This window comes from Methylibium rhizosphaerae, from assembly GCF_006386545.1.
In the GTDB taxonomy this organism is placed as follows: domain Bacteria; phylum Pseudomonadota; class Gammaproteobacteria; order Burkholderiales; family Burkholderiaceae_C; genus Pseudorivibacter; species Pseudorivibacter rhizosphaerae.
On the sequence record NZ_SWAR01000010.1, the window covers coordinates 26,432 to 53,231 of the forward strand.

Annotated in this window: 22 protein-coding genes; 8 read left to right on the plus strand and 14 right to left on the minus strand. The window is 68.9% G+C overall.

Annotation, left to right across the window (positions count from 1 at the left end):
• Positions 1-76: 76 nt before the first annotated feature.
• The 5 genes from E8D38_RS09735 to E8D38_RS09755 form a co-directional block, all read right to left on the minus strand.
• Entirely contained in the window at positions 77-427 is a 351-nt protein-coding gene (locus E8D38_RS09735) for a protein tyrosine phosphatase family protein (protein ID WP_140628532.1), read from the minus strand.
• Between the two features lie 17 nt (positions 428-444).
• Entirely contained in the window at positions 445-891 is a 447-nt protein-coding gene (locus tag E8D38_RS09740) for a GatB/YqeY domain-containing protein (protein ID WP_140628535.1), read from the minus strand.
• A gap of 104 nt (positions 892-995) precedes the next feature.
• Complete coding sequence (gene rpsU / locus E8D38_RS09745) at positions 996-1,208, minus strand: 30S ribosomal protein S21 (protein ID WP_104301834.1); 213 nt, start codon at positions 1,206-1,208, stop codon at positions 996-998.
• Between the two features lie 136 nt (positions 1,209-1,344).
• The gene (locus E8D38_RS09750) at positions 1,345-2,571 is read right to left on the minus strand and encodes a BaiN/RdsA family NAD(P)/FAD-dependent oxidoreductase (RefSeq protein ID WP_140628537.1); all 1,227 of its coding nucleotides are present in this window, start codon (positions 2,569-2,571) and stop codon (positions 1,345-1,347) included.
• On the minus strand, positions 2,571-3,698 hold the full coding sequence (locus tag E8D38_RS09755) for a sterol desaturase family protein (protein WP_425462762.1): 1,128 nt from the start codon (positions 3,696-3,698) through the stop codon (positions 2,571-2,573). The genes E8D38_RS09750 and E8D38_RS09755 overlap by 1 nt, the downstream gene beginning before the upstream one ends.
• A gap of 87 nt (positions 3,699-3,785) precedes the next feature.
• Here E8D38_RS09755 and E8D38_RS09760 point away from each other — a divergent pair, with 87 nt between their 5' ends.
• Together E8D38_RS09760 and E8D38_RS09765 are read left to right on the plus strand one after the other, a co-directional pair.
• Positions 3,786-4,916 carry an MFS transporter gene (locus tag E8D38_RS09760; RefSeq protein ID WP_140628541.1) on the plus strand — a complete coding sequence of 377 codons (1,131 nt, stop codon included), beginning with the start codon at positions 3,786-3,788 and terminating at the stop codon, positions 4,914-4,916.
• A 243-nt stretch (positions 4,917-5,159) separates the two neighbouring features.
• Positions 5,160-7,760, plus strand: coding sequence for an RICIN domain-containing protein (locus tag E8D38_RS09765; protein ID WP_181179014.1), 2,601 nt, complete (start codon positions 5,160-5,162; stop codon positions 7,758-7,760).
• Between the two features lie 156 nt (positions 7,761-7,916).
• Here the strand turns inward: E8D38_RS09765 and ybiB are convergent, their stop codons facing one another.
• The 6 genes from ybiB to nirB form a co-directional block, all read right to left on the minus strand.
• A complete protein-coding gene (gene ybiB, locus E8D38_RS09770) occupies positions 7,917-8,891 on the minus strand; it encodes a DNA-binding protein YbiB (RefSeq protein WP_140628543.1) in 975 nt (324 codons plus the stop codon).
• A 76-nt stretch (positions 8,892-8,967) separates the two neighbouring features.
• Positions 8,968-10,089, minus strand: a complete 1,122-nt coding sequence (locus tag E8D38_RS09775; protein WP_140628545.1) for a glycoside hydrolase family 5 protein — start codon at positions 10,087-10,089, stop codon at positions 8,968-8,970.
• A 47-nt stretch (positions 10,090-10,136) separates the two neighbouring features.
• Positions 10,137-12,932 (minus strand): nitrate reductase, encoded by a 2,796-nt coding sequence (locus E8D38_RS09780; RefSeq protein ID WP_140628548.1) that lies wholly within the window; start codon positions 12,930-12,932, stop codon positions 10,137-10,139.
• 33 nt (positions 12,933-12,965) lie between these two features.
• Positions 12,966-13,346, minus strand: a complete 381-nt coding sequence (gene nirD, locus E8D38_RS09785) for a nitrite reductase small subunit NirD (RefSeq protein WP_140628550.1) — start codon at positions 13,344-13,346, stop codon at positions 12,966-12,968.
• A 27-nt stretch (positions 13,347-13,373) separates the two neighbouring features.
• Positions 13,374-14,198, minus strand: coding sequence for a type IV pili methyl-accepting chemotaxis transducer N-terminal domain-containing protein (locus E8D38_RS09790; protein WP_140628552.1), 825 nt, complete (start codon positions 14,196-14,198; stop codon positions 13,374-13,376).
• Between the two features lie 6 nt (positions 14,199-14,204).
• Positions 14,205-16,667 (minus strand): nitrite reductase large subunit NirB, encoded by a 2,463-nt coding sequence (gene nirB, locus E8D38_RS09795; RefSeq protein ID WP_140628554.1) that lies wholly within the window; start codon positions 16,665-16,667, stop codon positions 14,205-14,207.
• Positions 16,668-16,854: 187 nt separating this feature from the next.
• Between nirB and E8D38_RS09800 the strand changes: the two genes are divergently transcribed.
• On the plus strand, positions 16,855-18,615 hold the full coding sequence (locus E8D38_RS09800) for a bifunctional protein-serine/threonine kinase/phosphatase (protein ID WP_140628556.1): 1,761 nt from the start codon (positions 16,855-16,857) through the stop codon (positions 18,613-18,615).
• A gap of 155 nt (positions 18,616-18,770) precedes the next feature.
• Here E8D38_RS09800 and E8D38_RS09805 read toward each other — a convergent pair whose 3' ends face one another.
• A complete protein-coding gene (locus E8D38_RS09805) occupies positions 18,771-20,036 on the minus strand; it encodes an MFS transporter (protein ID WP_140628559.1) in 1,266 nt (421 codons plus the stop codon).
• Positions 20,037-20,287: 251 nt separating this feature from the next.
• On the opposite strand from E8D38_RS09805, the gene E8D38_RS09810 reads away from it, so the two are divergent.
• From E8D38_RS09810 to E8D38_RS09830, 5 genes are all read left to right on the plus strand, one after another.
• Complete coding sequence (locus E8D38_RS09810; protein ID WP_140628561.1) at positions 20,288-21,562, plus strand: type IV pili methyl-accepting chemotaxis transducer N-terminal domain-containing protein; 1,275 nt, start codon at positions 20,288-20,290, stop codon at positions 21,560-21,562.
• A gap of 175 nt (positions 21,563-21,737) precedes the next feature.
• Complete coding sequence (locus E8D38_RS09815; protein WP_140628563.1) at positions 21,738-22,160, plus strand: rubrerythrin family protein; 423 nt, start codon at positions 21,738-21,740, stop codon at positions 22,158-22,160.
• A 140-nt stretch (positions 22,161-22,300) separates the two neighbouring features.
• Positions 22,301-23,665 carry a (Fe-S)-binding protein gene (locus tag E8D38_RS09820; RefSeq protein WP_140628565.1) on the plus strand — a complete coding sequence of 455 codons (1,365 nt, stop codon included), beginning with the start codon at positions 22,301-22,303 and terminating at the stop codon, positions 23,663-23,665.
• Positions 23,666-23,680: 15 nt separating this feature from the next.
• On the plus strand, positions 23,681-24,265 hold the full coding sequence (locus E8D38_RS09825) for a DUF3501 family protein (protein WP_140628567.1): 585 nt from the start codon (positions 23,681-23,683) through the stop codon (positions 24,263-24,265).
• A gap of 187 nt (positions 24,266-24,452) precedes the next feature.
• Positions 24,453-25,460: a sensor domain-containing diguanylate cyclase gene (locus E8D38_RS09830; protein ID WP_140628569.1), complete on the plus strand. Its 1,008-nt coding sequence runs from the start codon at positions 24,453-24,455 to the stop codon at positions 25,458-25,460.
• A 31-nt stretch (positions 25,461-25,491) separates the two neighbouring features.
• On the opposite strand, the gene E8D38_RS09835 is transcribed toward E8D38_RS09830, so the two are convergent.
• Positions 25,492-26,304, minus strand: coding sequence for a sulfite exporter TauE/SafE family protein (locus tag E8D38_RS09835; protein WP_246099420.1), 813 nt, complete (start codon positions 26,302-26,304; stop codon positions 25,492-25,494).
• Complete coding sequence (locus E8D38_RS09840) at positions 26,301-26,771, minus strand: EVE domain-containing protein (RefSeq protein WP_140628575.1); 471 nt, start codon at positions 26,769-26,771, stop codon at positions 26,301-26,303. Before E8D38_RS09840 ends, E8D38_RS09835 begins: the two co-directional genes overlap by 4 nt.
• Positions 26,772-26,800: the final 29 nt, after the last annotated feature.

Consider the following 26,800-nt stretch of genomic DNA (forward strand, 5'->3'; position numbering starts at 1 on the left):
CAGTGTAGAAAGCCTGCCCTGAGAAACCGCTGAAACTAGGGTATCTCCCAGGGCCGGCCGGTGGGTCCGCTCGCACTCAGCGAGAGCTGACGGCCGCGTTGTAGAGCTTGGTGCTGCGTGCGCCGCTGCGGCAGAACGCCAGCACCGGGCGCGGCAACTCTTCGAGGAGTTTTGCGAAGGCGGCGATCTCTTCGGGTGACTGGTACGCGCCGCTCACGGGCAGGAACCGGTACTCGAGACCTGCTGCGCGCGCCGCGGCTTCGATCTGTGCGCTGGTGGGCTGGTCCGGCCCGCCTTCGAAGTCGGGCCGGTTGTTGACCACGCTGCGGAATCCCGCGCGCGCGGCCTCGGCCATGGCGGCCGGCTCGAGCTGCGGGGCCACGCACACATCGGGTGCGATCTGCTTCAGGGGAAGGGAGGCGCTCATGGCGGCAGCTTACTGCTTCACTTGGCGAGTGCCTGCTTGACCGCGCTAGACACCAGTCCCATGTCGGCTTGGCCGCCGAGGCGCTGCTTGGCCGCGCCCATGACCTTGCCCATGTCGCCCGGGCCGCTGGCGCCCAGCTCGGCCACGATCTTGGCCACCTCGGCGGCAACCGCTTCCGCGCTCAGTCGAGCCGGCAGATAGGCCTCGAGCACGGCGAGTTCGGCGGTTTCCTTGTCGGCGAGATCGGTGCGGCCGGCCTGCGTGAACTGCGCAATCGAATCCTTGCGCTGCTTGATCAGCTTGTCGACGATGCCGATGACGGCGGTGTCGTCGAGCTCGACGCGCTCGTCCACTTCCTTCTGCTTCATGGCGGCCAGCAGCATGCGAATGGTCGACAGGCGCTCGGCTTCCTTCGCACGCATCGCGGCCTTCATGTCTTCGGTGATCTTGTCTTTCAGGCTCATCTTTCTTCCTCCAGAAACGCACAAGCCCGCAGCGGCGTCCCGTGCGGGCTTGTTCTTGAACCGTTGCGACCCCCTGCAACCATGGCGCAGGGCGATCAGCGGAATCAGTACAGCTTCTTCGGCAGCTGCATGCTGCGGACGCGCTTGAAGTGGCGCTTCACGGCGGCGGCCTTCTTGCGCTTGCGCTCGGCGGTCGGCTTTTCGTAGAACTCGCGGGCGCGCAGTTCGGTCAGCAAGCCCAGCTTTTCGATGGTGCGCTTGAAACGGCGCAGGGCCACGTCGAAGGGCTCGTTTTCTTTGACACGAATGGTGGTCATGTAGATCAGGATCCTGGTTTGTTTGCGCTCGGTGTTCGCAGGCGGCGTTTCCGGTCAACCGGCCGCGAATCGACACGCGGGTTGCTAGCAAAGACCGCGATTATAGCCAGCTGCGGCCGGCTTGCAATGTGTGCCGTTAGTGGCTGCTCACCGGGGCCGTGTCGGCGGCCATGCTGCGGGCGCAGGCCGAGGCGCTGGCCCAGGCCCACTGGAAGTTGTAGCCGCCCAGCCAGCCGGTCACGTCGACCACCTCGCCGATGAAGTGCAGCCCCGGCATCCGGCGGCTCTCCAGGCTCTGGGAGCTGAGCTCGCGGGTGTCCACGCCGCCGGCGGTGACTTCAGCCTTTTTCCAGCCTTCGGTGCCGGTGGGCACGAGCGACCAGCGCTGCAGGCTGGCGGCCAGGCCGGCCAGGTCCTTGTCCTTGACCTCGGGCACGGGTCGCTCGGCCAGGGTGCCCAGGGCGCCGGACCATGCTTCGGCCAGGCGGGCAGGAAGCCAGGCGGCCAGTTCGTTTGCGAGCTTCTTCTTCGAGTGCGCCTTGGCTTCGCGCAGCGCTTCGTCCAGGTCGTGGCCGGGCGCGAGGTCGAGGGTGATGGCCGTGCCCGGCTTCCAGTAGCTCGAGATCTGCAGGATGGCCGGGCCGCTCAGGCCCCGGTGGGTGAACAGCAGGTCTTCGAGGAAACGCCCGCGCGCGCGGCCCTCGCCGGTGCGGACGTCCACCTCCAGCGACACGCCGGACAGCTGAGCGAAGGGCGCCCATTGGCCGGCATCGAAGGTCAGCGGCACCAGCGCCGGGCGCGGTTCGACCACCCGGTGGCCGAACTGCTTCGCCAGCCGGTAGCCCCAGTCGGTGGCGCCGATCTTGGGAATCGACAGTCCACCGGTGGCCACGACGAGCCGGCCGGCCCGCACCGGGCCGTTCGACGTGTCGAGCTCGAAACCCGGCGCCGAAGACCGCACGGCGGCCACGCTGCACGGCTGCCAGCGCGTCACGCCGCCGGCTTCGCATTCGCGCACCAGCATGCCGATGATGTCGTCGCTCGACTCGTCGCAGAACAACTGGCCCTTGTGCTTCTCGTGCCAGGCGATGCGGTGGCGCTGGACCAGGCCGATGAAGTCGCGCGGCGTGTAGCGCGCCAGCGCCGAGCGGCAGAAGGCCGGGTTCTCGGACAGGAAGTTGGCCGGCCCGGCCTCGCGGTTGGTGAAGTTGCAGCGGCCGCCGCCCGAGATGCGGACCTTCTCGGCCAGCTTGTCGGCATGGTCGATGAGCAGCACCGAAAGGCCGAGCTGTCCGGCCACCCCCGCGCAGAACAGGCCGGCCGCCCCGGCGCCCACGATGGCGACATCGAAACGCTGCGCCATCAGCCCTTCCAGGTGAACGGGAACTTCAGCTGCCGGAAGAAGCCGTTGGGCACGTAGTCGCCCACCACGCCGTACTGCTTGGGCCATTCGCGGTCGGACTGCACCGCGGTGCCGAACAGGTGGTCGAGGAAGGCGAAATGCGCCGCGTAGTTCTTGTCGATGGCCTCGTCGTCCTGCGAGTGGTGCCAGTGGTGGAAGTTGGGCGTGACGATGATGTAGCGCAGCGGACCCAGCCGCACGCTCACGTTGGCATGGTTGAACACCGCCTGGAAGCCGACGATCACGATGTAGGTGTCGATGACTTCCTTGCTGAAGCCCAGCACGAAGATGGGCGCCAGCACCAGGGTGCGGGTGAGGATGAGCTCCAGGATGTGCTGCCGCGAGCCCGCCAGCCAGTCCATGCTCTTCACGCTGTGGTGCACCGCATGCAGGCGCCACAGCACCGGCACCTCGTGGTAGGCGCGATGCGTCCAGTACTGCACCAGGTCGGCCACCAGGACGATCAGGAACAGCGCGATCGGGAACGGCAGGCCCTGCACCCAGCCGCGCACGCCGTCATGGGCCGCCCAGCCGAACAGCTTGTGCACCAGCAGGTTGGTGGCCAGCAGCACGAAGCCGACCACCATGTGGTTGACCAGGAAGTGGTGGAAGTCGGTCTGCCACTCGGCGCGGAATACCGGCTGGTCGCGCCGCAGCGCGAACAGCTTCTCGATGAACACGAAGATCAGCGTCGAGCCCAGCAGGTCGAGGATGAACCAGTCGAGACCGATGTAGGGCGTGTGGTCGGGGAAGTTCGGGTCCACCTCGACCTTGTGGCCGCCCAGCACCAGCGTGAGCGCCACCAGCGTGAAGGCCCAGAACGACAGCCAGCGCACGCGGCCGAACACCACGTTGAACAGCGCGATCGAGCCGGACACCACCATGGCCCAGTACATGACCAGCCGCAGCACCTCGACGTCGTAGCTCTTGCGCAGCTGCGGCGTGGTGAGGTACTCGGGGAAGTGGAAGGCCAGCACGCCCAGGAAGCACAGCACCGCCAGCAGCAGCGACACCACGCCGGACACCAGCCCCTTTCCGCTGCGCAGCTCGCCGTGCGACCCGCTCAGCCGGTTCAGCTTGTCGAACATGCCCATCTGTCTTGCCCCTTTCCCTGCGAATGGCTGCGGATTATCCGTACCATCCGCCACTCCCGACCGCCCCGCCCCCTCAACTCGATGACCCCTATCCGAGCCGCCGCCTGGGCCACACGCGCCAACTTCTTCTACAGCGGGTTCCTGTTCGCCACCTGGGGGGTTCACGTGCCCACGGTGCGCGAGCACTACGGTCTCGGGGAGCAGGCGCTGGCCATGGCCATGCTGGCTGCCGGCGCGGGCGCGCTGGCCGGGCTGACCCAGGCCGGCCGCGCCATCGGGCGCCTGGGCGCCAAGCCGGTCACCCTGGCCAGCGGGCTGGTGGTGGCGGTGTGTGTCGCAGCGTTGCTGCTGACGAAGGACTACACGGTGCTGGTGGCCACCATGGTGGCCTTCGGCGTGGCCTCCGGCCTGCTCGACGTGGCCATCAATGCCGAGGCGACCGAGCTGGAGCATGTGGCGCAGCGCAAGCTGATGAGCGGCTTCCACGGCATGTTCAGCCTGGGCGGCATGGCCGGTGCGGCCGCGGGCAGCGCCCTGCTGGCCGCCGGCGTGGCGCCGCAGGCGCACCTGTGGGGCGTGGCGCTCGCCGGCGTGCTGGCCCTGGGGGTGGCCACCGCGCTGATGCTGCCGTTCAAGCCCGAAGCCGGCGGCGAATCTGCCGGCTTCAGCCTGCCACGCGGCAGCCTGCTGCTGCTGGGCGTGCTGGCCGCGCTGGGCCTCATCGCCGAGGGCGCGATGTACGACTGGAGCGTGCTCTACATGCACCGCGAGCTGGGCAGCCCGCAGCAGCAGGCGGCCTTGGCCTACGCCAGCTTCTCGGCCGCGATGGCGGCGGCGCGCTTCGGCGGCGACTGGGTGCGCGAGCGCACCGAGCCCGCGGGGTTGATGCGCTGGAGCGCGTTGCTGTCGGCTGCCGCCATGGCCGCCACGCTGCTGATCGGCGAGCCCTGGGTGGCGCTCGTCGGTTTCGCGCTGGTGGGCGTGGGCATGGCCAACGTGGTGCCGGTGCTCTTCAGCGCTGCGGCCCGGGTGCCGGGCACCACGCCGGCCCACGGCATTGCGGCAGTCTCCTCCGTCGGCTACCTGGGCTTCATGGTGGGCCCGCCGCTGATCGGCGTGGTGGCGCAGCGCAGCTCGCTGGCCGTGGCGCTGTCGCTGGTGGTGATGTTCGCAGCGACCCTGGCCGTGGCCGCGCGGCGGGCCTTGCGTTGATGGCTGACGCGACGCTGCAAGCCCTGTCGCAGCTGGTTGCACTTGGTCGGCACTCGGTCGGTCTTTCGTCATGACGGCAGGGGCCAAGGCCATTTAGGGTGCGTGCTGTATCGGATTCGAGGCCGACTCGTCCCGATGCGTTGGCCATGTGCGGCATCAGCCGGTTGCCGATCGGATTCAATCCGGCTGGAGCGGTGTCGTTGCCCGCACCGTTTGCAAACGAAGAAATCCGAAAGCTGCAACGTGAAAACGACTGTTTGGCGACTGCTGGGCGCGGTCCTGTCGATAGCGGCGGCAGCCGGCGCGCACGCGCAGGCCTATCGCTGGGGCAATGTGGCATTCGGAGGCGGCGGCTACGTCTCCGGCGTCGTGGCGAGCAAGACGGAGCGCAACCTCTTCTACGCGCGAACCGACGTCGGCGGCGTGTACCGCTGGGACGCTGCGAACTCCACGTGGATCCCGCTGATGGACGGCGTGTCGCAGGCCGACGTCGGCCTGCTCGGCATCGAGGCGCTCGCGCTCGATCCGAGGGACAGCAAGGTGCTGTACGTCCTTGCTGGCACCTCGTACTTCAGCAACGGCAAGACCGTCGTGATGCGCTCGAGCAACTACGGCGCGAGCTTCGATCGCATTACCGACGTGTCGAACCTGTTCCGCGCGCACGGCAACGGCCATGGTCGCGGCAACGGCGAGAGGATGCAGGTCGACCCGGGCAACAGCAACGTGCTGTGGGTCGGCTCGCGCGGCCACGGGCTGTTCAAGAGCACCGACGCGGGCGCGAGCTTCAAGCGCGTCGAGTCGCTGCCCGTGACCACGACGAAGAACGAGGCCGGCATCAGCTTCGTGCTGCTCGATCCGGGCAGCGTCAGCAACGGCGCCGCGCAGCGCATCTTCATCGGCGTGTCGCGCTTCGGCTCGGCGGGCGCCAACCTCTACCGCAGCGACAACGGCGGTGCGAGCTTCACGGCGGTCGCCCATGCGCCGGGCGACTACATGCCGCAGCGCGCCGCCCTTGCAAGCGACGGCAACCTGTACGTGACCTACGGCAACGGCTCCGGCCCGCACGGGGACCGGCGCGACGAGCTGAGGAAGATCGAGCCCATGGACAAGGGCGCGGTCTGGAAATACAACGTCTCGAACGGCACGTGGACCAACGTGACGCCCGCCAACGTGACCCGGGCCTTCTCCGGCGTGTCGATCGATCCGTCGAACGCGCAGCGCGTGATCGTGTCCACCGTCAACGCGTGGATGCAGCAGGGCGACGGCTGGGCTGACCACTTCTTCCTCTCGGTCAACGGCGGCGCGACCTGGACCGACGTGGTGCAGCGCGGCTTCGTGCAGGACCCGAACGGCTTCAGCTGGGCCAAGGGCGCGGGCATTCACTGGGCGAGCGCGATCGAGTTCGATCCGTTCAACACGAAATCGGCCTGGGTCGTCTCGGGCAACGGGATCTTCCGCACGAGCGACATCGACGCGACCCCGACGACCTGGAAGTTCACAGTCAAGGGCATGGAAGAGACGGTGCCGGAGGTCGCGATCAGCGTGCCCGGCGGGCCGCTGCTCACGGCGATCGGCGACTTCGACGGCGCCCGCTACACGGATGTCACCGCGTACGCGCCGATCCACGCTCCGGCTATCGGGACGACGACGGGCCTGACCGTCGCGCCGGCGAAGACCAACATCGTCGTGCGGGTTGGCGGCGGGTATCAGATGTACCGCTCGACCGACACCGGCGCGACCTGGAGCAAGGTCAACGGGGTCTGGGGAAACAAGGGCCACGTCGTGCTGTCGGCCGACGGTGCGAGCCTGCTGCACAACTTCCAGAACGCCGACAAGTCCTATTCGACCTTCCGCAGCACCAACTACGCGAGCAGCGAAGCCAAGTGGACGTGGGTGAGCGGCCTGAGCACCAGCTCCGCGCTGCATCCGGTCGCCGACCCGGTCAACGCGATGAAGTTCTATGCCTACGACAACGGCGTGCTGAAGGTCAGCACCGATGGGGGCGCGAGCTTCACCAACGCCGCGACGCTGGCCACCGGCGGCTCGACCAGGCTGCGCGCCGCGCCGGGCCGTGAGGGCGATGTCTGGGTTGCGCTGGGGGGCAACGGACTGGTTCGTTCGACGAACTCGGGCGCGAGCTTCACGACGATCGCGAACGTGACGGAGGCGCAGGCAGTCGGCTTTGGAAAGGCGGCGTCGGGCGCCAGCTACCCGACCGTGTTCATCTGGGGCAAGGTGGGCAGCGGCCCGACCGGGGCCTACCGATCCACTGACGCCGGTGCCAACTGGGTCCGCATCAACGACGACGCGCACCAGTACGGCGGCCCGGGCAACGGCAACTTCATCGTCGGCGACATGAACACCGAGGGCGTGGTCTACATCAGCACGGCCGGCCGCGGCCTTGTCTACGGGGCTCCCGCCGGGGCGCCGGCTGGAGGGCGGCTGCAGGCTCGCCACAGCGGCAAGTGTCTCGACGTCAACGGCGCCAGCACGGCATCCGGCGCCGCGGTGATCCAGTGGGCCTGCCACGGCGGTGCGAACCAGCAGTGGAACCTCGAAGACGCAGGCGGCGGCTACTGGCGCGTGAAGGCCGGCCACAGCGGCATGTGCCTGGACCTTGCGAGCCAGAGTACCGCCAACGCAGTGGGTCTCGTGCAGGCGAAGTGCGAGAGCCGCAGCAGCCAGCAATGGGCCACCGAAGACGCGGGCGGCGGCGTGCTGCGCCTGAAGTCGCGCTACAGCGGCCTGTGCGTGGACGTCAGTGGGGCCAGGACCGACGACAGCGCGCCGATCATCCAGTACACGTGTTCGACGTCGGGCAACCAGCTGTGGACGCGCAACTGAACGCGGCGCAAGCCGCGTCCCCCGCTGCCTGAGATGTAGGTTCGGCAGCGCGGGTGCTGCTGAACCCGCCGCGCCGGCAACCCAGCCGGTAGGGCCCGTGTGCCAGGCATGGGCCGCCTGGCCAGCCGCTCCGTTCGGCCTGGCCGGCGTTTCGCGTCAGGCGGTTCTCTCGTGCACGCCGCCTTGCGCCTCGGGCAGCGCCCGCAGCGCCTGCAGGATGCATTCGACCTGCCGCAGGAGCGGCGCGGGCGCCGGCTTCTCGCCGCTGATCACGCTCTGGATGTAGTGGGCGGTGGTGGCCGCGTCGTTCTCGCGCGGCAGCACCGGCAGCTCGGTCAGCACGCCTTCATGCGCCGGCATCGACAGGTCGTCGCGCCACTGGCCGCCGATGCAGACCTCCAGCTTCGGTGAACGGCGCGGGTCGGCCACCGGCTCGCCTTCGGTGCCGCGCAGCAGCATCGCGTTGGCCCGGGTGTGCGCGAGAAACTCCTGGTGCGCGCTGCCGTATTCCGGGTGTGTGTAGTTCACCAGCCGCAGCGTGGGCAGCGGGTGGCCGCCGGCCGACCGGCAGGGGTCGAGCAGCTTGGCCACCGTGTGGCCCGGGTTGCGCAGGCCGACGGTCCAGCGCACGTCGAGCAGCTTGGCCAGCGGTGGGCTCAGTTGCTCGACGCGCATGAAAGCCGGCTCGTGGCGCGACCAGGCCGCTTCGACGTCACCCGATTCGCGGGCCAGCGGCAGCCCCAGGTCATGAAAGATCGACGCGGTGGTGATGCGCCCGGGGTCGTGCGCCGGGCCGTGCACCAGCACCGGCACGCCTTCTTGAGCCAGCAGCAGCGCCAGCAGCGGCGTGAGGTTGGGCAGCTTGCGTGCGCCGTTGTACGAGGCGAGCAGCACGGCAGGCTTGGTGGGGCGCACCGGCATGCAGCGTTCGTTGGCCGCCTCCAGAAAGCCGGCCAGTTCGTCTGTGGTTTCGCCCTTGATGCGCATCGCCAGCGCGAATGCGCCCACCTCGAGATCGGTGACACGGCCGTCGAGCACCTGGCTCATCAGGTCGTAGGCCTGAGGCTGCGTCAATGAACGCGCACCTTCCTTGCCGCGGCCAATTTCCTTGATGTAGTGGCTGATGCTCATGTGTGTGAACTCCCCAGGATCGTTTCGCAAGTACCGGGCCAGCCGGTGGGTGCGGCGCAGGCTGCGTCCACGCCGATCATGAGCCGAGCAGGGCGTCCCTGAGAGGCGTTCGCCAAGTGCGGGTCTGTGGGTCATAGAGCCCGAAACCGGAGGCGAATTCCCAGTAGGCCCAGCTCATGCCGCGCTTTTCGGCTTCGTCTCTCATGAGTCGTGTGTAGGCCACGCGTGCCGGCATCGCCGCCTTGCTGTAGCTGCCGAATTCACCCAGATAGATCGGGTAGCGGTGCCGTGCCGACCAGGCGGCTGCCACGTCCAACGGTGCGCGCAACTGCGCCTGCTGCGCTGCCGAGCAACACGGCGTGCCCAGCCACGAGGCGCTGCGACTTTCCCACTCCGCGCCCTGGTGGCTGAACTCGAAGGGCTGGTAGTTGTGCACGGTCACGATCAGGTGCGGGTCGTTGGGCAACACCAGCTTGTCGAGTGCGTCGGCGCTGTTCCAGTGCGTCGGGCCGATGACCACCACACGCGTCTGGTTGGTCTGCCGCACCGCGTTCAACGCTCGCGCAGCCAGATCGTTCCAGCGCTCGTTCTGCTCGCCGTGGGGCTCGTTGTACAGCTCGAACACCAGGTTCGCCGGCTTGTCGCGGTAGCGCTGTGCAATCTGCTTCCACAGGTTGAGGAAGCGCAGCCGCACCACGCTCGGCTGCACCTCGAGTTCGGCCGGGTCGAGCCGATCGCCGTCGAGTTGGCGGTAGTGGTGCATGTTGAGCACCACCACCAGTCCGCGCCCAAGCAGCAGGTCGACGGCGTGGTCCACGCGCCGGGCGAAGGCCTCGTCGATGGTGGCGTCGCCGGTCAAGGCTGCATGGTTGCTCCACCGCACAGGCAGGCGCACGCTCTGGAAGCCGGCCTCGACGGCCTTGTCGGCGAACTCGTCCTGCAGGTGGATGCCCCATGCGCCTTCGGTCGGGGCCTCGAGCATGTTGCCGAAGTTCACGCCGCGGCCCAGCGACTTGGCCAGGGCCAGCGCCTGTGGCGACGCACCTGGAGGCGAGCCGCTAGGCATCGGCGCAAACGCTTCCAAGGCCGCCGCCGCAGCGCGGCTGTCGGCCGTCGCGCAACTCGCCAGGCAGGCACACAACAGGACCGCAGCCAAGCTGGCGGCGGCCAGGCGGCACGCACGACTCCAGGTTTTCATCAGCGTCTCCGAGGGATGGTGCCGACGATTCTAGGAAGCCCAGTGCTTCAGGCCGCGCTGAGCTGCAGGCGCAGCATCCGCTTGAGCTCCGGCACGCAGGAGCCGCAGTTGGTGCCGCACTTGAGCTCGCCCTGCAGCTGCGCCAGCTGCGCATCGGCCGGGCCGCTGCAGTGTGCCAGCGCGGCCAGGATCTGCGGTTCGGCCACGTTGAAGCAGGTGCACACCTGCCGCCCCCTGGCCTGCAGCGCCACGGGCGGTTTCGCGCCGGGCACCAGCAGCAGGCGACCGTAGGCCTGGGCCGGCACTTCCTCCTGCAGCAGCGTCTTGATCCAGGCTTCGGCGCTGGTGTCGCCCGCCAGCACGAAGCCGTCGAGCCGCGCATCGCCGCCGGCCTGGCGCACCAGCCGCATCGCGCGGCGCTGGCCGCGGCGCTTGTCGGCATAGCGCAGCACCTCGGCGCCGCGCAGGCCCAGCATGCCCTCGACCTGCGTGACCAGATCTTCCGGCGCCGCCTCGTAGGCGGCCGCGCGGAACAGCACGCCGACCAGGCCGCGCTCGTGCGGCTCGCGGCCGAAGGGCACGCAGCTCGCGTAGGCGAACGAAGGCATGAGCGCCCGCAGTTGCTGCTGCGCCAGCAGGGCCTTGTCCTGCGGCAGCCAGGCCATGGCGAGCAGGCGCCACGGCAGCTCGGCCTTCAGCAGCTTCACGGCGCAGTGCTTGAGTTCGGGCTGCTTGGACTTGGGGCAGAAGGCCGGCGTGGTGAGCGCGTTGACGCCGGGCAGGCGCTCCCCGGTGGACGACACGCCGGAGACGAATTCCTCGCCCCAGTGCATGGCCACGAAGGCCTGTGTCAGCCCCACCGCCTCGTTGGCCATCACCGGCAGCACCAGCGAGCCGCGGCGCGAGGTCACGTGCAGCAGCTCGCCGCTGGCCCAGCCGCGGCGCGACAGCTCCTGCGGGTGCAGCTCGATGCACGGTTCGGGTACGTGGCCGAACAGGCGGCCGAGCACGCCGGTGCGGCTCATGCCGTGCCACTGGTCGCGCAGCCGCCCGGTGGTGAGCGAGAACGGGTAGCGCGCGTCGCGCGGCTCGGCGACCGGCTTGTACTTCATCGCCACGAAACGGGCGCGGCCGTCGGGCGTGGGGAACACGCCGTCTTCGTAGAGCCGCGCCTTGCCTTGCGCCGCGCCCTCCGGCAGGGGCCATTGCTGCGGGCCGGCCGACTCGAGCAGCGCATAGCTCAGGCCGGTGATGTCGAGGTCGCGTCCGCGGGTGGACTCGCGGTGTTCGTTCCACACCGACTCGGCGCTGTCGTACGGGAAGAGGGTGGTGCGCCCGGGCGGCACGCGCTCGGGCAGGCGCTGCTCGAGCCGGCGCGCGAAGTCGACCACCATGTCCCAGTCGTCGCGGGTCTGGCCGGGCCGGGCCACCGCCGCGCGCACGCGGCTGATGCGGCGCTCGCTGTTGGTGACCGTGCCTTCCTTTTCGCCCCAGGTGGTGGCCGGCAGCAGCAGGTCGGCGAAGGCGCAGGTGGCGGTGGTGGAGAAGGCCTCCTGCACCACCACGAACTCGGCGGTCTGCAGGGCGCGGCGCACGGTGGCCTGGTCGGGCAGCGACTGGGCCGGGTTGGTGCAGGCGATCCACAGCGCCTTGATCTCGCCGCGCGCGGCGGCTTCGAACATCTCCACTGCCGTCTTGCCCGGCGCGGCCGGCACCTCGGGCACGCCCCAGAGCGCAGCCACTTCCGCGCGGTGCTCGGGGTTGGCCAGGTCGCGGTGGGCCGAGAGCAGGTTGGCCAGCCCGCCCACTTCGCGCCCGCCCATCGCATTGGGCTGGCCGGTGAGCGAAAACGGGCCGGCGCCGGGCTTGCCGATCTGGCCGGTGGCCAGGTGCAGGTTGATGAGCGCGGCATTCTTGTCGGTGCCCGACGAGCTCTGGTTCAGGCCCTGGCAGTACAGCGACAGCGTGGCCGGCGATTCGCCGAACCACTTGGCGGCCTGCACCAGGTCGGCCTCGGCAATGCCGCACAGCTTCGCCACTTCCTTGGGCGTGAAGTCGCGCACGATGGCCTTGAGCCCGTCGAAGCCGGTGGTGTGGGCGCGGATGTAGGCGTTGTCGACGAGGCCCTCCCACATCAGCAGGTGCAGCATGCCGTGGAACAGCGCCACGTCGGTGCCGGGCTGGATGGGCAGGTACAGGTCGGCGACCTCGGCCGTTTCGGTGCGGCGCGGGTCGGCGACGATGAGCTTCATCGCCGGGTTGTCGCGCCGCGCGTCTTCGATGCGGCGGAACAGGATGGGGTGCGCGTAGGCGGTGTTGGAGCCGACGATGAACAGCGTCTGCGCGAACTTCAGGTCGTCGTAGCAGGCCGGCGGCGCGTCGGCGCCCAGCGTGGCCTTGTAGCCGGCCACCGCGCTGCTCATGCACAGGCGCGAGTTGGTGTCGACGTTGTTGGTGCCGATGAGGCCCTTGGCCAGCTTGTTGAAGACGTAGTAGTCCTCGGTGAGCAGCTGGCCCGAGATGTAGAAGCCCACCGCGTCGGGGCCGTGCCTGCGCACGATGTCGGCGAAGCGGTCGGCGGCGTCGTCGAGCGCGGCCTCCCAGCTCACCACCTGCGGCGTTTCGCCGCGCGATGCACGGCGCTGCGGCTGCAGCAGCCGCGTCTGCAGGGTCACCGGCGCGCTGGCGGTGAGGTGCAAGGTGCTGCCCTTGCTGCACAGCCGGCCGAAGTTGGCCGGGTGCGACGGATCACCGCGCACGCCGGTGATCTGATCGCCCTCGCTCTCGATGATCACGCCGCAGCCGACGCCGCAGTAGGGGCAGGTGGACTTGGTCTCGCGCATGGACTCAGTGCCCGTCGAAGCTGGAGTGCTCCATCACGCCGCACGGCGGATCGCCGCAGGCGAGTCCGCCTTGACCTCGTCGAGGGCCAGCGAGTTCAGCTCGTCCACGTCGAGCGAAACCATGCCGCTTTCCACCCTGACGCTGAACTTGGTGGTGCAGCCTTCGTCAGGCGACTTGGCGCAGCCGTCGTTCAGGCCGATGGTCCAGTTGTGCAGCGGGCAGGCCACGCTCTCGCCGAACACGATGCCCTGGCTCAGTGGGCCGCCCTTGTGCGGGCAGCGGTCGAGCAGCGCGAACACCTTGTCTTCGGCATTGCGGAACACGGCCACGTCGCAGCCGGCCGGGCGGGCCACACGTCGGGCGCCCAGCACGGGGATGTCTTCGACGCGGCAGATGGTTTTCCATTCACTCATGGGAGGCTCCGTATTCGTTCTGTCGTTTCAGGCGGCGGACAGGCGGGCGTACAGGCCCGTGATCTGGTCCATCAACTGAAGGATGTTTTCGCTGCTGGCAAAGACCTGTGCGGCGCGCTGCGAGGACTTGCCGACTTCGATGCCGCGCTCCAGCGCGTTCTGGAAGAACACCCACTGCTGCTGCGCGAGTTCGAGCTGCTGGTGGATGGCGGGCGTGGCCTCGGGAGCATCGCGCAGCGTCTTCAGGCCGGCGATGAATTCCTCGCGCGCCTTGTCGAGTTCCTTGCCGGCATCGGGCAAGTCGATCTTCCAGCTCTGCGCCAGGTAGAACTTCGCCATGCGCTGGGACAGCATGCGCTGGCGGCCCGCCACGTTGACGAGGCGGCCGACCGGCCGGGCCGAATGCTTCTCGAGCTGCACAGTGCCCTGGTGGGCCAGCTGCAGCACACGGGCATCGAGCGAGATCAGCTGCGGTGCGAGCGGCTTGCCGGGCGCAGCGCCCACCAGCGCCGCCTTGAATTCGCTCCACACCGCCTCGAGCGACACGTAGGTGGCGCGGATGTCGCTCGTGGGCGCATAGGCCTTCAGCTCGACGAACTGGCGGTCGAACAGCGCCATCGAATCGCCCAGGATACGCTGGGCGCGGGCGGGTTCGATCTCCAGGCCGACGGCCAGCCAGGCCTTGGCCATGCGCTGCGACAGCATGCGCTGGCGGCCTGCCTTGTTGATGGCGTCGTTGATGTCGCCCACCTGCGCCTGCGCGGCGCGGTAAGACGCCGCGAGCGGAGCGCCGGCCAGCGCGACGAGCACGGCGCGGCGGCGCAGCGGGGAGAGTTGTACTGCCGTGTGCATGCTGCCTCAGACCGTGGCCACGGTGTCGAACTGCCGGGTGTCGACCGACGCCTTGTCGAACTCGAACCACGGGTCGGGTTCGCCGTCGAGCGAGAACTGCAGCCGCTCCCACAGGGCCTTGCGATTGGCGGTGTCCTCGAGCACCTTCTTCTTCACGTAGTCGAGGCCGACACGGCTCACGTAGTGGCAGGTGCGCTCGAGGTACCAGCCCTCCTCGCGGTAGAGCTGCAGGAAGGCGCCGCTGTACTCGAGCACCTCCTCGGGCGTCTTCACCTTCACGAAGAAGTGGGCCACCTCGGTCTTGATGCCGCCGTTGCCGGCCACGTACAGCTCCCAGCCGGAGTCGACGCCGATCACGCCCACGTCCTTGATGCCCGACTCGGCGCAGTTGCGCGGGCAGCCGCTCACCGCCAGCTTGACCTTGTGCGGCGCGTACATGCGCCACAGCGCCCGCTCGAGGTCCTTGCCCATCTGCGTGCTGTCCTGCGTGCCGAAGCGGCACCATTCGCTGCCCACGCAGGTCTTCACCGTGCGCAATGCCTTGGCATAGGCATGGCCCGAGGGCATGCCGATGTCCTTCCAGACGTTGACCAGGTCTTCCTTCTTGACGCCCAGCAGGTCGATGCGCTGGCCGCCGGTGACCTTGACGGTGGGGATCTTGTACTTGTCGACCACGTCGGCGATGCGGCGCAGTTCGTCGGCGGTGGTTTCGCCGCCCCACATGCGCGGCACCACCGAGTAGGTGCCGTCCTTCTGGATGTTGGCGTGGCTGCGTTCGTTGATGAAGCGCGACTGCGGATCGTCCTTGGCTTCCTTGGGCCAGGTGGAGATCAGGTAGTAGTTGATGGCCGGGCGGCAGGACGAGCAGCCGTTGGGCGTGCGCCATTCGAGGTGGCGGTACACGCCATCGATCGTCAGCAGCCTGGAGCCGTCGGGCAGCGGCGTGCGGATGGCCTGGCGCACCTCTTCATGGCTGCGGTCGGTGCAGCCGCACATGGCCTTCTTCTTGGGCGTGGCGGAATAGTCGCCGCCGGCGGTGAACATGATGAGCTGCTCGACCAGCCCGGTGCAGGAGCCGCACGACGCGCTGGCCTTGGTGTGCTTGCGCACCTCCTCCAGCGTGAACAGGCCCTTTTCCTTGATGGCCTTGCAGACCGCACCCTTGGTCACGCCGTTGCAGCCGCAGACCTCGTCGCTGTCGGCCATGGCGGCGGCCTTGTTGTGGCCTTCATGGCCGGTGTCGCCGATGTTCGACTCGCCGAACATCAGCTTGTCGCGGATGTCGCTCACCGAGCGGCCTTCGCGCAGCAGCTTGAAGTACCAGGAGCCGTCGACCGTGTCGCCGTAGAGGCAGGCGCCGACCAGCTTGTCGTCCTTGATGACGAGCTTCTTGTAGACGCCGCCGAAGGGGTCGCTCATCACGATCTCCTCGGTGCCTTCGCCGCCCATGAAGTCGCCGGCCGAGAACAGGTCGATGCCGGTGACCTTGAGCTTGGTGCTCACCTGCGAGCCGGTGTAGCGGCCGATGCCGAACTCGGCCAGGTGCGTCGCGCACACCTTGCCCTGCTCGAACAGCGGCGCCACCAGGCCGTAGGCGATGCCGCGGTGCGCGGCGCACTCGCCCACCGAATAGATGCGCGGGTCGGTCACGGTCTGCATCGTGTCGGTGACGACGATGCCACCGCGGTTTTGTGGTCCGCAATGCAGGCCGATCTTCAGGGCCAGCTCGGTGTTGGGGCGGATGCCCGCGGCCATCACCACCAGGTCGGCCGGCACCTCGGTGCCGTCCTTGAACTGCACTGCCATCACGCGGCCGTCCTTGTCGCCGATGAGGGCCTGGGTCTGCGCGCCGATCATGAACTTCAGGCCACGGTCCTCGAGCGACTTGCGCAGCAGGCCGCCGGCCACGTCGTCGAGCTGGCGCTCCATCAGCCACGGCATGATGTGCACCACCGTGGTCTGCATGCCGCGCAGCATCAGGCCGTTGGCGGCTTCCAGGCCGAGCAGGCCGCCGCCGATGACCACCGCATGCTTGTACCGGGCTGCCGCCTCGATCATGGTGTTGGTGTCGGCGATGTCGCGGTAGGCGATCACGCCCTTCAGGTCCTTGCCGGGCACCGGCAGGATGAACGGGTTGGAGCCGGTGGCCAGCAGCAGCCGGTCGTATTCGGCCTCGGTGCCGTCCTCGGCGCGCACGATGCGGCGCTTGCGGTCCACGCTCACCACCTTCTTGCCCAGGTGCAGCGTGATGTTGTTCTCCTCGTACCAGCTCACCGGGTTGAGGATGATCTCGTCGATCGTCTGCTCGCCGGCGAGCACCGGGCTCAGCAGGATGCGGTTGTAGTTCGGGTGCGGCTCGGCGCCGAACACCGTGATGTCGTACAGATCGGGAGCGATCTTCAACAGCTCTTCGAGCGTGCGCACGCCGGCCATGCCGTTGCCCACCATCACCAACTTCATCTTCTTCATCGCTTTCGCTCCTGACCTATCACTCGTGGAACTCGTGGAGAGGGCACGTCGCCTGGGATAGCAAGCTGGGTGCCAAAAAAGGGGATGCACCAGAATCGGCGTGCACCGTTTCTGGGGTCGCTTCTTGCTTCCTCGTGCGCTCGCTCAGCGCAGGAGCCCCGTTCTGGGGCTGAACGACAAGGAAAACATGAGCTTTGATGTCGATATCGGCTGGTTCAGTGCACGCGGCCCGCGTGAAGACAACGAGGACTTCGCCGCGGCGGTGCGCCCCGCGCCCCACGATGAGGCGCGCGGCCTGATCGCCGCCATGGCGGATGGCGTGTCGATGGGCGGCGGCGGCAAGGAAGCCGCGCAGACCACCGTGATGAGCCTGGTGCAGGACTACTTCGGCGCGCCCGAGACCTGGGACACGAGCGTGGTGCTCGACCGCCTCATCGGCGCGCAGAACGCCTGGCTGGCCGACCACAACCGGCGCCGCCAGCAGCTGGGCGCTGCGCGGGGCGGCGGCAGTGCGATGACGACGCTGACTGCGCTGGTGCTGCGCGGTCACAGCTACACGCTGGCCCATGTGGGCGACACGCGCGCGTGGCTGGTACGCGGCGACGCGCAGGCCTGCACGCAGCTCAGCCAGGACCACAGCTTCGACCATCCCGACATGCGCAGCCGCCTGACGCGCGCCATCGGCCTGGACGACCACGTGCGGGTCGACTACCTCCAGGGCGAGCTGCACAGCGGCGACGTCTTCATGCTCACCAGCGACGGCGTGCACGGCATGCTCAAGCGCCGCGTGCTCGCGCAGCATGCCGCGGCGGCTCGCGAAGGTTCCGCGCAGGCCGCGGCCGAGGCGCTGGTGCAGGCCGCGCTGGCCGCCGGCAGCCGCGACAACAGCAGCGCGCTGGTCATCCATGTGCGCGGCCTCGCGCCGCTGCGGCTGGACGATGCGCTGATGCACGCCCGCCAGCTGCCGGTGCCGCAGCGCCTGAAGGTGGGCGACACGATCGACCGCTACACCGTCACCGCGCTGGTGGCCGACACCGGCGTGCACCGCCTCTACCAGGTGCGCGACCTCGAGACCCGCGAGCTGCTGGCGATGAAGACGCTGCACGAAAGCCGCGCCAGCGACCCGGAAGAACGCGCCATGCTGGCGCACGAGGCCTGGCTGGGCCTGCGGCTCACCCAGCGCTACGGCGAGCACGAGGCCAGCGGCTTCGTGAGGGTGCGCGAGCCGCGGGAGCCGGGTGCCTTCTACACGTTGTTCGACTGGCATGCCGGCCATACCCTCGAACAGCTGCTGGCCCAGGGCCGCCGGTTCGAGGTGCACGAGGTCATTGCCGGCGCGCTGGCCGCGGCACGCGCGCTGGGCCGGCTGCACCGGCAGGGCGTGATCCACCGCGACATCAAGCCGGCCAACCTGCACCTGGGCGACGACGGCCAATGGCGCGTGCTCGACCTGGGTGTGGCCATCTCCGGCAGCGAGCCGGCAGCGCAGCGCGAGCTGCATGCCGGCACGCCCAGCTACATGAATCCCGAGCAATGGTCGGCCGAGGAGGGCGCCCGCACCGGCGCCACCGCGCAGAGCGACCTGTACGCGCTGGGCGTCACGCTCTACCAATGGCTGACCGGCAAGCTGCCCTACGGCGAGATCGAGCCCTACCAGCTGGCGCGCTTTCGCCAGGACCCGCGCGCGCCGTCGCGACTGCGGCCCGACGTGCCCATCTGGCTCGACAACGTGGTGCAGAAGGCGGTGGCCCGCGACCCGAAGCAGCGCTTCGAGACAGCCGAGGAGATGGTGCTCGCGCTGGAGCGCGGCGCCTCGCGCCCGCTCGCCGCGCCCGGCGCCACGCCGCTGGCCGTGCGCGACCCGCGCGCACTGTGGCAGATCGCACTGGCGATTTCGTTGATGTTCAACGCGCTGCTGGTCGTGTGGCTGCTGTTCCTGCCCCGATGAGCCCACCCCCGTAGCGCCTGCGGCGCTCCCCCTCGAGGGGGCGACGCCGGCGGACCGGCGCAGCCGGATCCGCGGCGTCTGCGCGGGTTGCCGCGGGGCCGCTGCGCGGCCTGCGGCTCCATGCTGAAACGGGGCGGCGGGCTTCATGGCGGGGCTCAGGCGCTGCGTTCCATGCCCTGCACGGCGGGCTTCTGAGCAACGTCGTGTGCGGCGGCTCTCGCCCGGCCACCCTTTTCGGCCCAGGTGCGCGTCCAGCGGATCTGCATCACCCGCATCATCAACAGCACTGCGACCGCGAGCACGGCAAAGAACACGAAGCCCCAGGCGTAGCTGCCGGTGTATTGCTTCGACAGGCCCATCGCGTTGGGCACGAGGCCGCCGCCCAGCGCGCCGATCTCGCCGATCATGGAGCCGGCCACCGCGGTGGTGAGCGGCCAGCGCAGCGGCACCAGCTGGAAGAGCGCGCCGTTGCCGGCGCCCAGCGCCGAGAAGCAGACCATGAACAGCAGCGTGGTGGCGGCCAGCGAGGCTGAGGCGAAGCCGCACAGCACCAGCGTCCCCGCCACGATGACCAGCACCGCGGTGAGGGTGTTGATGCCGCCCAGCCGGTCGGAGATCCAGCCGCCGAACACCCGCACGGCCGCGGCCATGAAGGCGGCCAGCATCGTCAGCTGCCCCGCCTGCACCTTGCTGACGCCGAACTGGTCGTAGTAGTAGGTGGGCAGGAAGGTGGTGAGGCCGATGAAGCCGCCGAAGGTGACGCCGTAGATGAGGCTGAAGGCCCAGCCGTCCTTTTCGAACAGGCAGGCGATGTGTTCGCGGAAGCTGGCGTGGGCGTCGAGGTCGGGCGGCTCCTTGGCGAACACGATCATCACCAGCATCGGCAGCAGGATGGCGGCGGCCGCGAAGCCGTAGACCGTCTGCCAGCCGAAGGCCTGGGCCAGCGGCGGGGCCACCAGCACCGACACCGCGGTGCCGACGTTGCCGGCGCCGACCAGGCCCATGGCGAGTCCCTTGTGGCGCGGCGGGAACCAGCCGGAGCCCAGCGACAGCGCCACGCCGAAGCTGGCGCCGGCGATGCCCAGCAGCACGCCCATGGCCAGCAGGTCGTTGAAGCTCTTCACCATGAAGAAGCCGTACAGCATGGCGACCGCGATGAGGCCCATCTCGACCAGCGTGGCGTTCTTGCGGCCGATGTACTGCGCGAGCACGCCGAGCGGAAAGCGCATCAGCGCGCCGGCGATGATCGGGATCGACAGCATCAGCCCCTTCTGCGCAGGCGTGAGCTGGTAGGTCTCTGTGATGAACGGCGCCATCGCACCGTTGAGCACCCAGATGCAGCAGGAGAACGCGAAGTACAGGAACGCCGCGAACAGCGTCGGCGCGTGGCCGGAGCGGAGAAAACTTCTGAAGCCGGACATGAGTGGGCTCGCCATGGAGTTGGGCCCCGCACCGGAAGGCGGCGGGGCTTGACGGCACATGGCTGCGCACGGCGGTGTGCGCATGACCGGCGGTGCTGTTGCACGGTCCGGGTGCAGCGGTACACCCGAGTGCGTGGTGCGACGCAACAACCGTGCCAAGCGGGGTGGCTGCTGGCCGTCGTCTTGCTCTATGCTTGCCGCCCCCCGGCCGCGAAAGCGGGCCCCTTCCTCTGTAGAAAGGCCGCAGTTCCGTGACTTCCGTTCTTGTCGCCCAGGACCCCGCACCCGGCTCGCCGGTGCTGGCCGACGACCTCGCGGCCGCCGGATTTCACGTCCTTGGTGCCAGCGCCTGCGACAACCTGGTGCGCGACGCCCTGCGTAGCAACCCCGACGTGCTGGTGTGCTGGCAGCCGCGGCCGGCGGAGCCTTTTTTCACGGCCCTTGCCACCGTGCAGGCCAACGCGCCCCTGCCGGTGGTGGTGTTCACCGCCGATCCGGAAGTCGAGGCCATGGAGAAGGCGCTGGAAGCGGGCGTGCAGTGCTGGGAAGTGCAGGGCTACCAGCCGCAGCGCCTGCGCGCGGTGGTACAGCTGGCGCAGGCGCGCTTCCGGCATGAACGCACGCAGCGCGAGGCCCTGGCCGACCTCAGCAGCCGCTTCGAGGAGCGCAAGCTGGTCGATCGCGCCAAGGGCATCCTGATGCGCTCGCAGCAGCTGTCGGAGGAGGAGGCCTTCCGCCTGCTGCGCAATGCCTCGATGCACGGCAACCAGCGGGTCGGCCAGGTGTCGCAGCAGATCATCGACATGGCCCGCTATGCCGACGCCATCAACCGCGCGGGCCAGCTGCGCATGCTGTCGCAGCGGCTCGTGAAGCTGTATGCGCTGGGCTGCGCCGGCACCGATGCACAGGCCACCCGCGCGCTGCTGCTGCAGTCGGTGGAGCGGGTGGATGCGAACCTCGCGGCGCTTGCCAAGCTGCTGTCGCGCCCGACCTTCGGCGATCTGCTCGATGCGGCGCTGGAGCCCTGGGGCGAGTTGCGCACCGTGCTGGCGGCGCCCGCCGAAGCGGCCCGGCTGCAGTCGCTCGATGAACGGGCCGAACGCCTGCTCACCCAGGCCGAGCGCCTGACCGCAGCACTGGAGACCGGCGGCCTGGCCAGCACGCTGCACGTGATCAACGTCTGCGGCCGCCAGCGCATGCTGTCGCAGCGGCTGGCCAAGCAGGCGCTGCTGTCGCACCTGCTGCAGGGCACGGCCGCGCGGGGTGCCGAAGCCGAGGCGCGCCGCATCGTCGCCGAGTTCGACCAGGCGCTGCAGTACCTGGGCGGCGTGCCGCTGTCCACCCGAGACATCCGCGAGGGCCTGGCCACGGCGGCGCGCACCTGGGGCGCCATGCTGGCGGCGGTGCAGCGTGTGCACGAGGCCGACGGCCGGCTGTCGCTGGCCGGCAGCAGCGAAGCGCTGCTGGAACTGTTCGACCGGCTCACCGGCCAGTACGAGCACAGCATGCAGGGCCTGATCGGCTGACGGCCGGCACTCTGTCGCCCAGGCTACCGGCTCCTAGGGTGAACCCGAGGCAATGCCCCATATAGCGCCGTGCAATTGGACTGTTGCCTCGCCGCAGGAGTAGTGTCGCTTCCGCATCCCGCGTCACGGGATGGGCTGTTCCCTGTTCCCTGTTCCCCCACGTCAGGAGATCGTTATGCAGCTCAAGGGCTCGAAGACCGAACAGAACCTGAAGGACGCATTTGCGGGTGAATCACAGGCCAACCGGCGCTACCTCTACTTCGCCAACAAGGCCGATGTGGAAGGGCAGAACGATGTGGCGGCGCTGTTCCGCTCCACCGCCGAAGGCGAGACCGGCCATGCGCACGGCCACCTCGAATTCCTGGAGCACGGCTCCGGCGACCCGGCCACCGGCCTGCCCATCGGCGCCACGCGCGACAACCTGAAGGCCGCCGTGGCCGGCGAGACCCACGAGTACACCGACATGTACCCGGGCATGGCCAGGCAGGCTCGCGAAGAGGGCTTCGACGAGATCGCCGACTGGTTCGAGACGCTGGCCAAGGCCGAGCGTTCGCACGCCAACCGCTACCAGAAGGCGCTGGACGCGCTGGTGGATTAGCCCACCCCCCGGAGCGGCGTTGCCGCTCCCCCCTCAAGGGGGGCGACGCTGGCGGACCGGCGTAGCCGGATCCGCGGCGTCTGCTCTGATCGCCCCATGCCGCTTTGCGGCATGGGGCTCCAGTGGTGGTGGAGGTGTTGGTGAGCCATCGTGAGGGAAATCTCGAGGCGCCTACGCGGCATGCGGTGGACTGGAAGCATGCCGACTACTACGACGAGGACAAGTGCTTCCACGAGCTGGAGCGCATCTTCGACATCTGCCATGGCTGCCGGCGCTGCGTGAGCCTGTGCCATTCGTTCCCGACGCTGTTCGACCTGGTGGATGGGGGCAAGTCGGGCGAGGTCGACGGGGTGGACCGCCAGGACTACTGGAAGGTCGTGGACCAGTGCTACCTGTGCGACCTCTGCTACATGACCAAGTGCCCCTACGTGCCGCCGCACCAGTGGAACCTGGACTTCCCTCACGCCATGCTGCGGGCCAAGGCCATCAAGTTCAGGAAAGGCGAGGTCAAGGCCAGCGAGCGCTTCCTCGCCTCGACCGACGTGCACGGCCAGTTCGCCGGCATTCCGGTGGTGGTGCAGGCGGTCAACGCGGTCAACCGGACCGCCTTCGCACGCAAGGCGATGGAGTCGCACCTGGGCGTGGACAGCAAGGCATGGATGCCGGAGCTGGCCGGCCATCGCTTTCGCTGGAGTGCGAAGAAGAGCGGCAGCCAGGATGTGAAGGAGGGCGAACGCACGCCGGGCAAGGTGGCCATCTTCGCGACCTGCTACGTCAACTACAACGAGCCCGGCATCGGCCATGACCTGCTGAAGATCCTGGAGCACAACGCGATCCCCTACGTGCTCGTCGAGAAGGAGAAGTGCTGCGGCATGCCGAAGCTGGAGCTGGGCGACCTGGAGTCGGTCGAGCGGCACAAGGACGCCAACATCCCGGTGCTGGCGAAGTACGCGAAGGACGGCTTCGCGATCGTCTCGGCCGTGCCTTCCTGCACGCTGATGTTCAAGCAGGAGCTGCCGCTGCTGTTCCCGCAGGACGAGGACGTGCGGCTCGTCAGGGAGGCGATGTGGGACCCGTTCGAGTACCTGGTGGCGCGCCACCGGGACGGCCTGCTGAAGACCGACTTCTCCCAGGCCCTGGGCCGGGTGAGCTACCACGTGCCGTGCCACGGCCGCGTGCAGAACATCGGCCGCAAGACTGAAGAGATGCTCAAGCTCATCGGCCAGCATGTGACGGTGTCGCTCAACACGGTGGAGCGCTGCTCGGGCCATGCCGGCACCTATGGGGTGAAGAAGCCTTACCACGACATCGCGATGAAGATCGGCAAGCCGGTGTTCAAGGCCATGGGCAGGGGCGGCGCCGAGGGCGCCGGGCCGGATGTCATCAGCTCCGACTGCGCGCTGGCCGGCCACCACATCGCGCAGGGCATGGCCGAAAACGGCCTGCCCGCGGCCGCGCTGCAGCACCCGCTCACGCTGGTGCGACGCGCCTACGGATTGAGCTGAAGAGGACTGCCACCGATGAGCATCACCCGCGACAGCCTGCTGAGCCTGGAAGCCTATGCCCGCGTGCGCAAGGACATGAAGGCCCGAGTGATCCCGCACCGGCGCCTGCGTACCGTCTCGCTGGGTGAGCACATGACGGTGCAGTTCGAGGACGAGACCACCATCCGCTACCAGATCCAGGAGATGCTGCGGGTGGAGAAGATCTTCGAGGAGGAGGGCATCCTGCAGGAACTCGAGGCCTACAACCCGCTGGTGCCCGACGGCAGCAACTGGAAGGCCACGCTGCTGCTGGAGTATCCCGACATGCACGAACGCAAGCGCGAACTGGCGCGGCTGATCGGCGTGGAAGACCGCATGTTCGTCGAGGTGGAAGGCCAGCCGCGGGTGTATGCGATCGCCGACGAGGACCTCGACCGCGAGAACGCCGAAAAGACCTCCTCGGTGCACTTCCTCCGGTTCGAATTCCCGCCGGCACTGGCAGCCGCGGTGCGGGCCGGCGCGGCCGTCAAGCTGGGCTGCGACCATCGCAACTACCCGGCGCATGTGAACATCGCCCCCGACACGCTGGCCAGTCTGGCCGGCGACCTGCGCGAGCCGTAGCAGCCGCGCTGCGGCCGGCGCCCGACCCGCCGGCGCCCCATTGATCGCGGGATACACCGGTGCATGGCAGCGGCTATGATCCGCCGTTACATACTCCCGCCCAATCCAGACCCTCGAGTCTTCCGAGGCGGCAGCCGTACGACCAAAACCCCGGGGCGAGAGCCCGAATGCCGAGGAAGCCAACGAGATGACCCAGCACGATGCCCAGGGTCTGCCCACGAGCAATGCCGCTGCCGCGTCCGTGCCGGGCGCGGTGGCACTTTCGCTGCTCGATGCGCTGGGCATCGGCGTCACGCTGAAGGACGTTGCGTCCGGCGCTTATGTTCATGTCAACCGCGTGGCCGAGGAGCTGTTCGGCCGGCCGGCCGCGGAGCTGATCGGCCGCACCGACGCCGAGCTGTTCGAAGCCTCGCTGGCCGCTGCACTGCGCGCCGCCGAGCAGCAGGCGCTCAGCCTGGACGGCACCGCCACCACCGTGCACCGCCTCGACCTCGGCGCCGGCCGCCGCGACCTGCAGGCCACCCGCCGCTACCTGTTCGCCGCCGACGGCAAGCCGGTGCAGTTGCTGTGCGGCTGGCTCGACACCACAGAGCGGCACCGCCGCGAAGCCCAGCTGCAGGCCGCGCTCGAGCAGCTGGAGCAGCAGCAGGGTGCCAACGAGATGCTGCGCCGCGAGCTGCAGGACGAACGGGTGCGCGACAGCACCACGGGCCTCTACCACCGCGCCCACTTCGAGGACCAGCTGCGTCGCGAGGTCGACCTGTCCTCCCGCGAGCACCGCGAGTTCGCGCTGGTGTTCGTGGCGATCGATGCGCTCGACGAGACGGCGAAGCAGCACGGGCCCGAAGGCCGCCAGCGGGTGCTCGAGGCGCTGGGACGGCTGCTGCGCAGCAATACCCGCGCGATGGACGCGCCGTGCCGGCTCGAGAACGAGAACTTCGCGGTGCTGCTGTCCGGTGTGGGCCTTGCCACCGCCCATGCCCGCATGGAGGGCCTGCGCCGGCAATGCGCGACGCAGATCGTCGCGCTGGCAGGCCGGGAGCTGCACTTCAGCGTGTCGATGGGCGTGGCGAGCTTCCCGCACACCGCCAGCACGCTCGAAGGCCTGATGGAAGCCTCCGAGGCCGCTCTGGCCGAAGCCCGCCGCCGCGGCGGCAACCGCGTGGCCCTGGCCAGCATCCGCTTCGACCAATAGGCCGGCTACCGCCCACCGGGGCCGCCGGTCGCTACCAGAAAGCCTTGTAGAGCATGTAGGCCGCCAGGCCGTAGAGCAGCAGGGCGAACACCCGCTTGAGCTGCCGAACGTTCATCGCGTGGGCCGCCCTCGCGCCCAGCGGCGCGAGCAGCACGCTGGCCGCGGCGATGACCAGCAGCCCGGCCACCCACAGGTAGCCGAAGGCGCCCGGCATCGGATTGACGATCGACCGGCCACCCACCACGTACCCCACGGTATTGGCCAGCGCGATCGGGAAGCCCAGCGCGGCACTCGTGGCCACCGCGTTGTGCATGCTGACGTTGCACCACGTCATGAAGGGCACCGAGACGAAACCGCCGCCCGCGCCCACGAGGCCCGAAACGAAGCCGATGACGCCGCCCGCGGCCAGCCGCCCCGGCGTGCCGGGCAGCTGCCGCGTCGGCTTGGGCTTCTTGTCGAGCAGCATCTGCGTCGCGGAAAAGCCGACGAACAAGGCGAACACGAGCGCGAGCACCGTGCCCTTGAGCAGCGCGAACACGCCGGCCCCCGCGAGCAGGCCGCCCGCGACGATGCCGGGGGCGAGCGTGCGGACGATGTCCCAGCGCACCGCGCCCCGCCGGTGATGGGCACGCACGCTGGAGATGGAGGTGAACAGGATGGTCGCCATCGACGTGGCGATGGCCATCTTCACGGCCAGTGCCGAATCGACACCGCTGCGCGACAGGATGAAGGTCATGAACGGCACCAGCAGCATGCCGCCGCCGATGCCGAGAAGACCTGCCAGGAACCCGGAGAAACAGCCGAGCAGCAGCAGCTCGGCCACCAGCTGCCATTCGAGGATCAAGCGCTCTCCAGCAGCTGCATCACGGCCTTCCATTCGGCGGGCGTGACCGGCGTGATCGACAGCCGGTTGCCCGGCTGCAGCGTGCGCAGGGTGGCCAGCGCCGGCGCCGCGCGCATTTCCTTCAGGCTGAGCAGGCGCGTCTTGCGCACCAGCTTCACGTCGACGTGCTGCCAGCGCGGCGACTCTCGCGTGGACTTCGGGTCGTGGTACTTGCTCTTCGCGTCGAACTGGGTCTCGTCCGGATACGCGGTGGAGGCCACCTCGGCGATGCCGGCAATGCCCGGCTCGGGGCAGGACGAGTGATAGAACAGCACGCCGTCGCCGACACGCATCATGTCGCGCATGAAGTTGCGCGCCTGGTAGTTGCGCACGCCGGTCCACGGCACGGTCTGCTTGGGGGCCGCGGCGAGGTCGTCGATCGATACCTCATCGGGCTCGCTCTTCATCAACCAGTACTGGACGGCCATCGCTGTGTTGTTCTTGTGTGCTCGCGGTG

Excerpts from the sequence above, each read along its gene's own strand:
- E8D38_RS09735 (WP_140628532.1), bottom strand. The coding sequence starts at position 427 with ATGAGCGCCTCCCTTCCCCTGAAGCAGATCGCACCCGATGTGTGCGTG.
- E8D38_RS09740 (WP_140628535.1), bottom strand. The coding sequence starts at position 891 with ATGAGCCTGAAAGACAAGATCACCGAAGACATGAAGGCCGCGATGCGT.
- rpsU (WP_104301834.1), bottom strand. The coding sequence starts at position 1,208 with ATGACCACCATTCGTGTCAAAGAAAACGAGCCCTTCGACGTGGCCCTG.
- E8D38_RS09750 (WP_140628537.1), bottom strand. The coding sequence starts at position 2,571 with ATGGCGCAGCGTTTCGATGTCGCCATCGTGGGCGCCGGGGCGGCCGGC.
- E8D38_RS09755 (WP_425462762.1), bottom strand. The coding sequence starts at position 3,698 with ATGTTCGACAAGCTGAACCGGCTGAGCGGGTCGCACGGCGAGCTGCGC.
- E8D38_RS09760 (WP_140628541.1), top strand. The coding sequence starts at position 3,786 with ATGACCCCTATCCGAGCCGCCGCCTGGGCCACACGCGCCAACTTCTTC.
- ybiB (WP_140628543.1), bottom strand. The coding sequence starts at position 8,891 with ATGAGCATCAGCCACTACATCAAGGAAATTGGCCGCGGCAAGGAAGGT.
- E8D38_RS09775 (WP_140628545.1), bottom strand. The coding sequence starts at position 10,089 with ATGAAAACCTGGAGTCGTGCGTGCCGCCTGGCCGCCGCCAGCTTGGCT.
- E8D38_RS09780 (WP_140628548.1), bottom strand. The coding sequence starts at position 12,932 with ATGCGCGAGACCAAGTCCACCTGCCCCTACTGCGGCGTCGGCTGCGGC.
- nirD (WP_140628550.1), bottom strand. The coding sequence starts at position 13,346 with ATGAGTGAATGGAAAACCATCTGCCGCGTCGAAGACATCCCCGTGCTG.
- E8D38_RS09790 (WP_140628552.1), bottom strand. The coding sequence starts at position 14,198 with ATGCACACGGCAGTACAACTCTCCCCGCTGCGCCGCCGCGCCGTGCTC.
- nirB (WP_140628554.1), bottom strand. The coding sequence starts at position 16,667 with ATGAAGAAGATGAAGTTGGTGATGGTGGGCAACGGCATGGCCGGCGTG.
- E8D38_RS09800 (WP_140628556.1), top strand. The coding sequence starts at position 16,855 with ATGAGCTTTGATGTCGATATCGGCTGGTTCAGTGCACGCGGCCCGCGT.
- E8D38_RS09805 (WP_140628559.1), bottom strand. The coding sequence starts at position 20,036 with ATGTCCGGCTTCAGAAGTTTTCTCCGCTCCGGCCACGCGCCGACGCTG.
- E8D38_RS09815 (WP_140628563.1), top strand. The coding sequence starts at position 21,738 with ATGCAGCTCAAGGGCTCGAAGACCGAACAGAACCTGAAGGACGCATTT.
- E8D38_RS09825 (WP_140628567.1), top strand. The coding sequence starts at position 23,681 with ATGAGCATCACCCGCGACAGCCTGCTGAGCCTGGAAGCCTATGCCCGC.
- E8D38_RS09830 (WP_140628569.1), top strand. The coding sequence starts at position 24,453 with ATGACCCAGCACGATGCCCAGGGTCTGCCCACGAGCAATGCCGCTGCC.
- E8D38_RS09840 (WP_140628575.1), bottom strand. The coding sequence starts at position 26,771 with ATGGCCGTCCAGTACTGGTTGATGAAGAGCGAGCCCGATGAGGTATCG.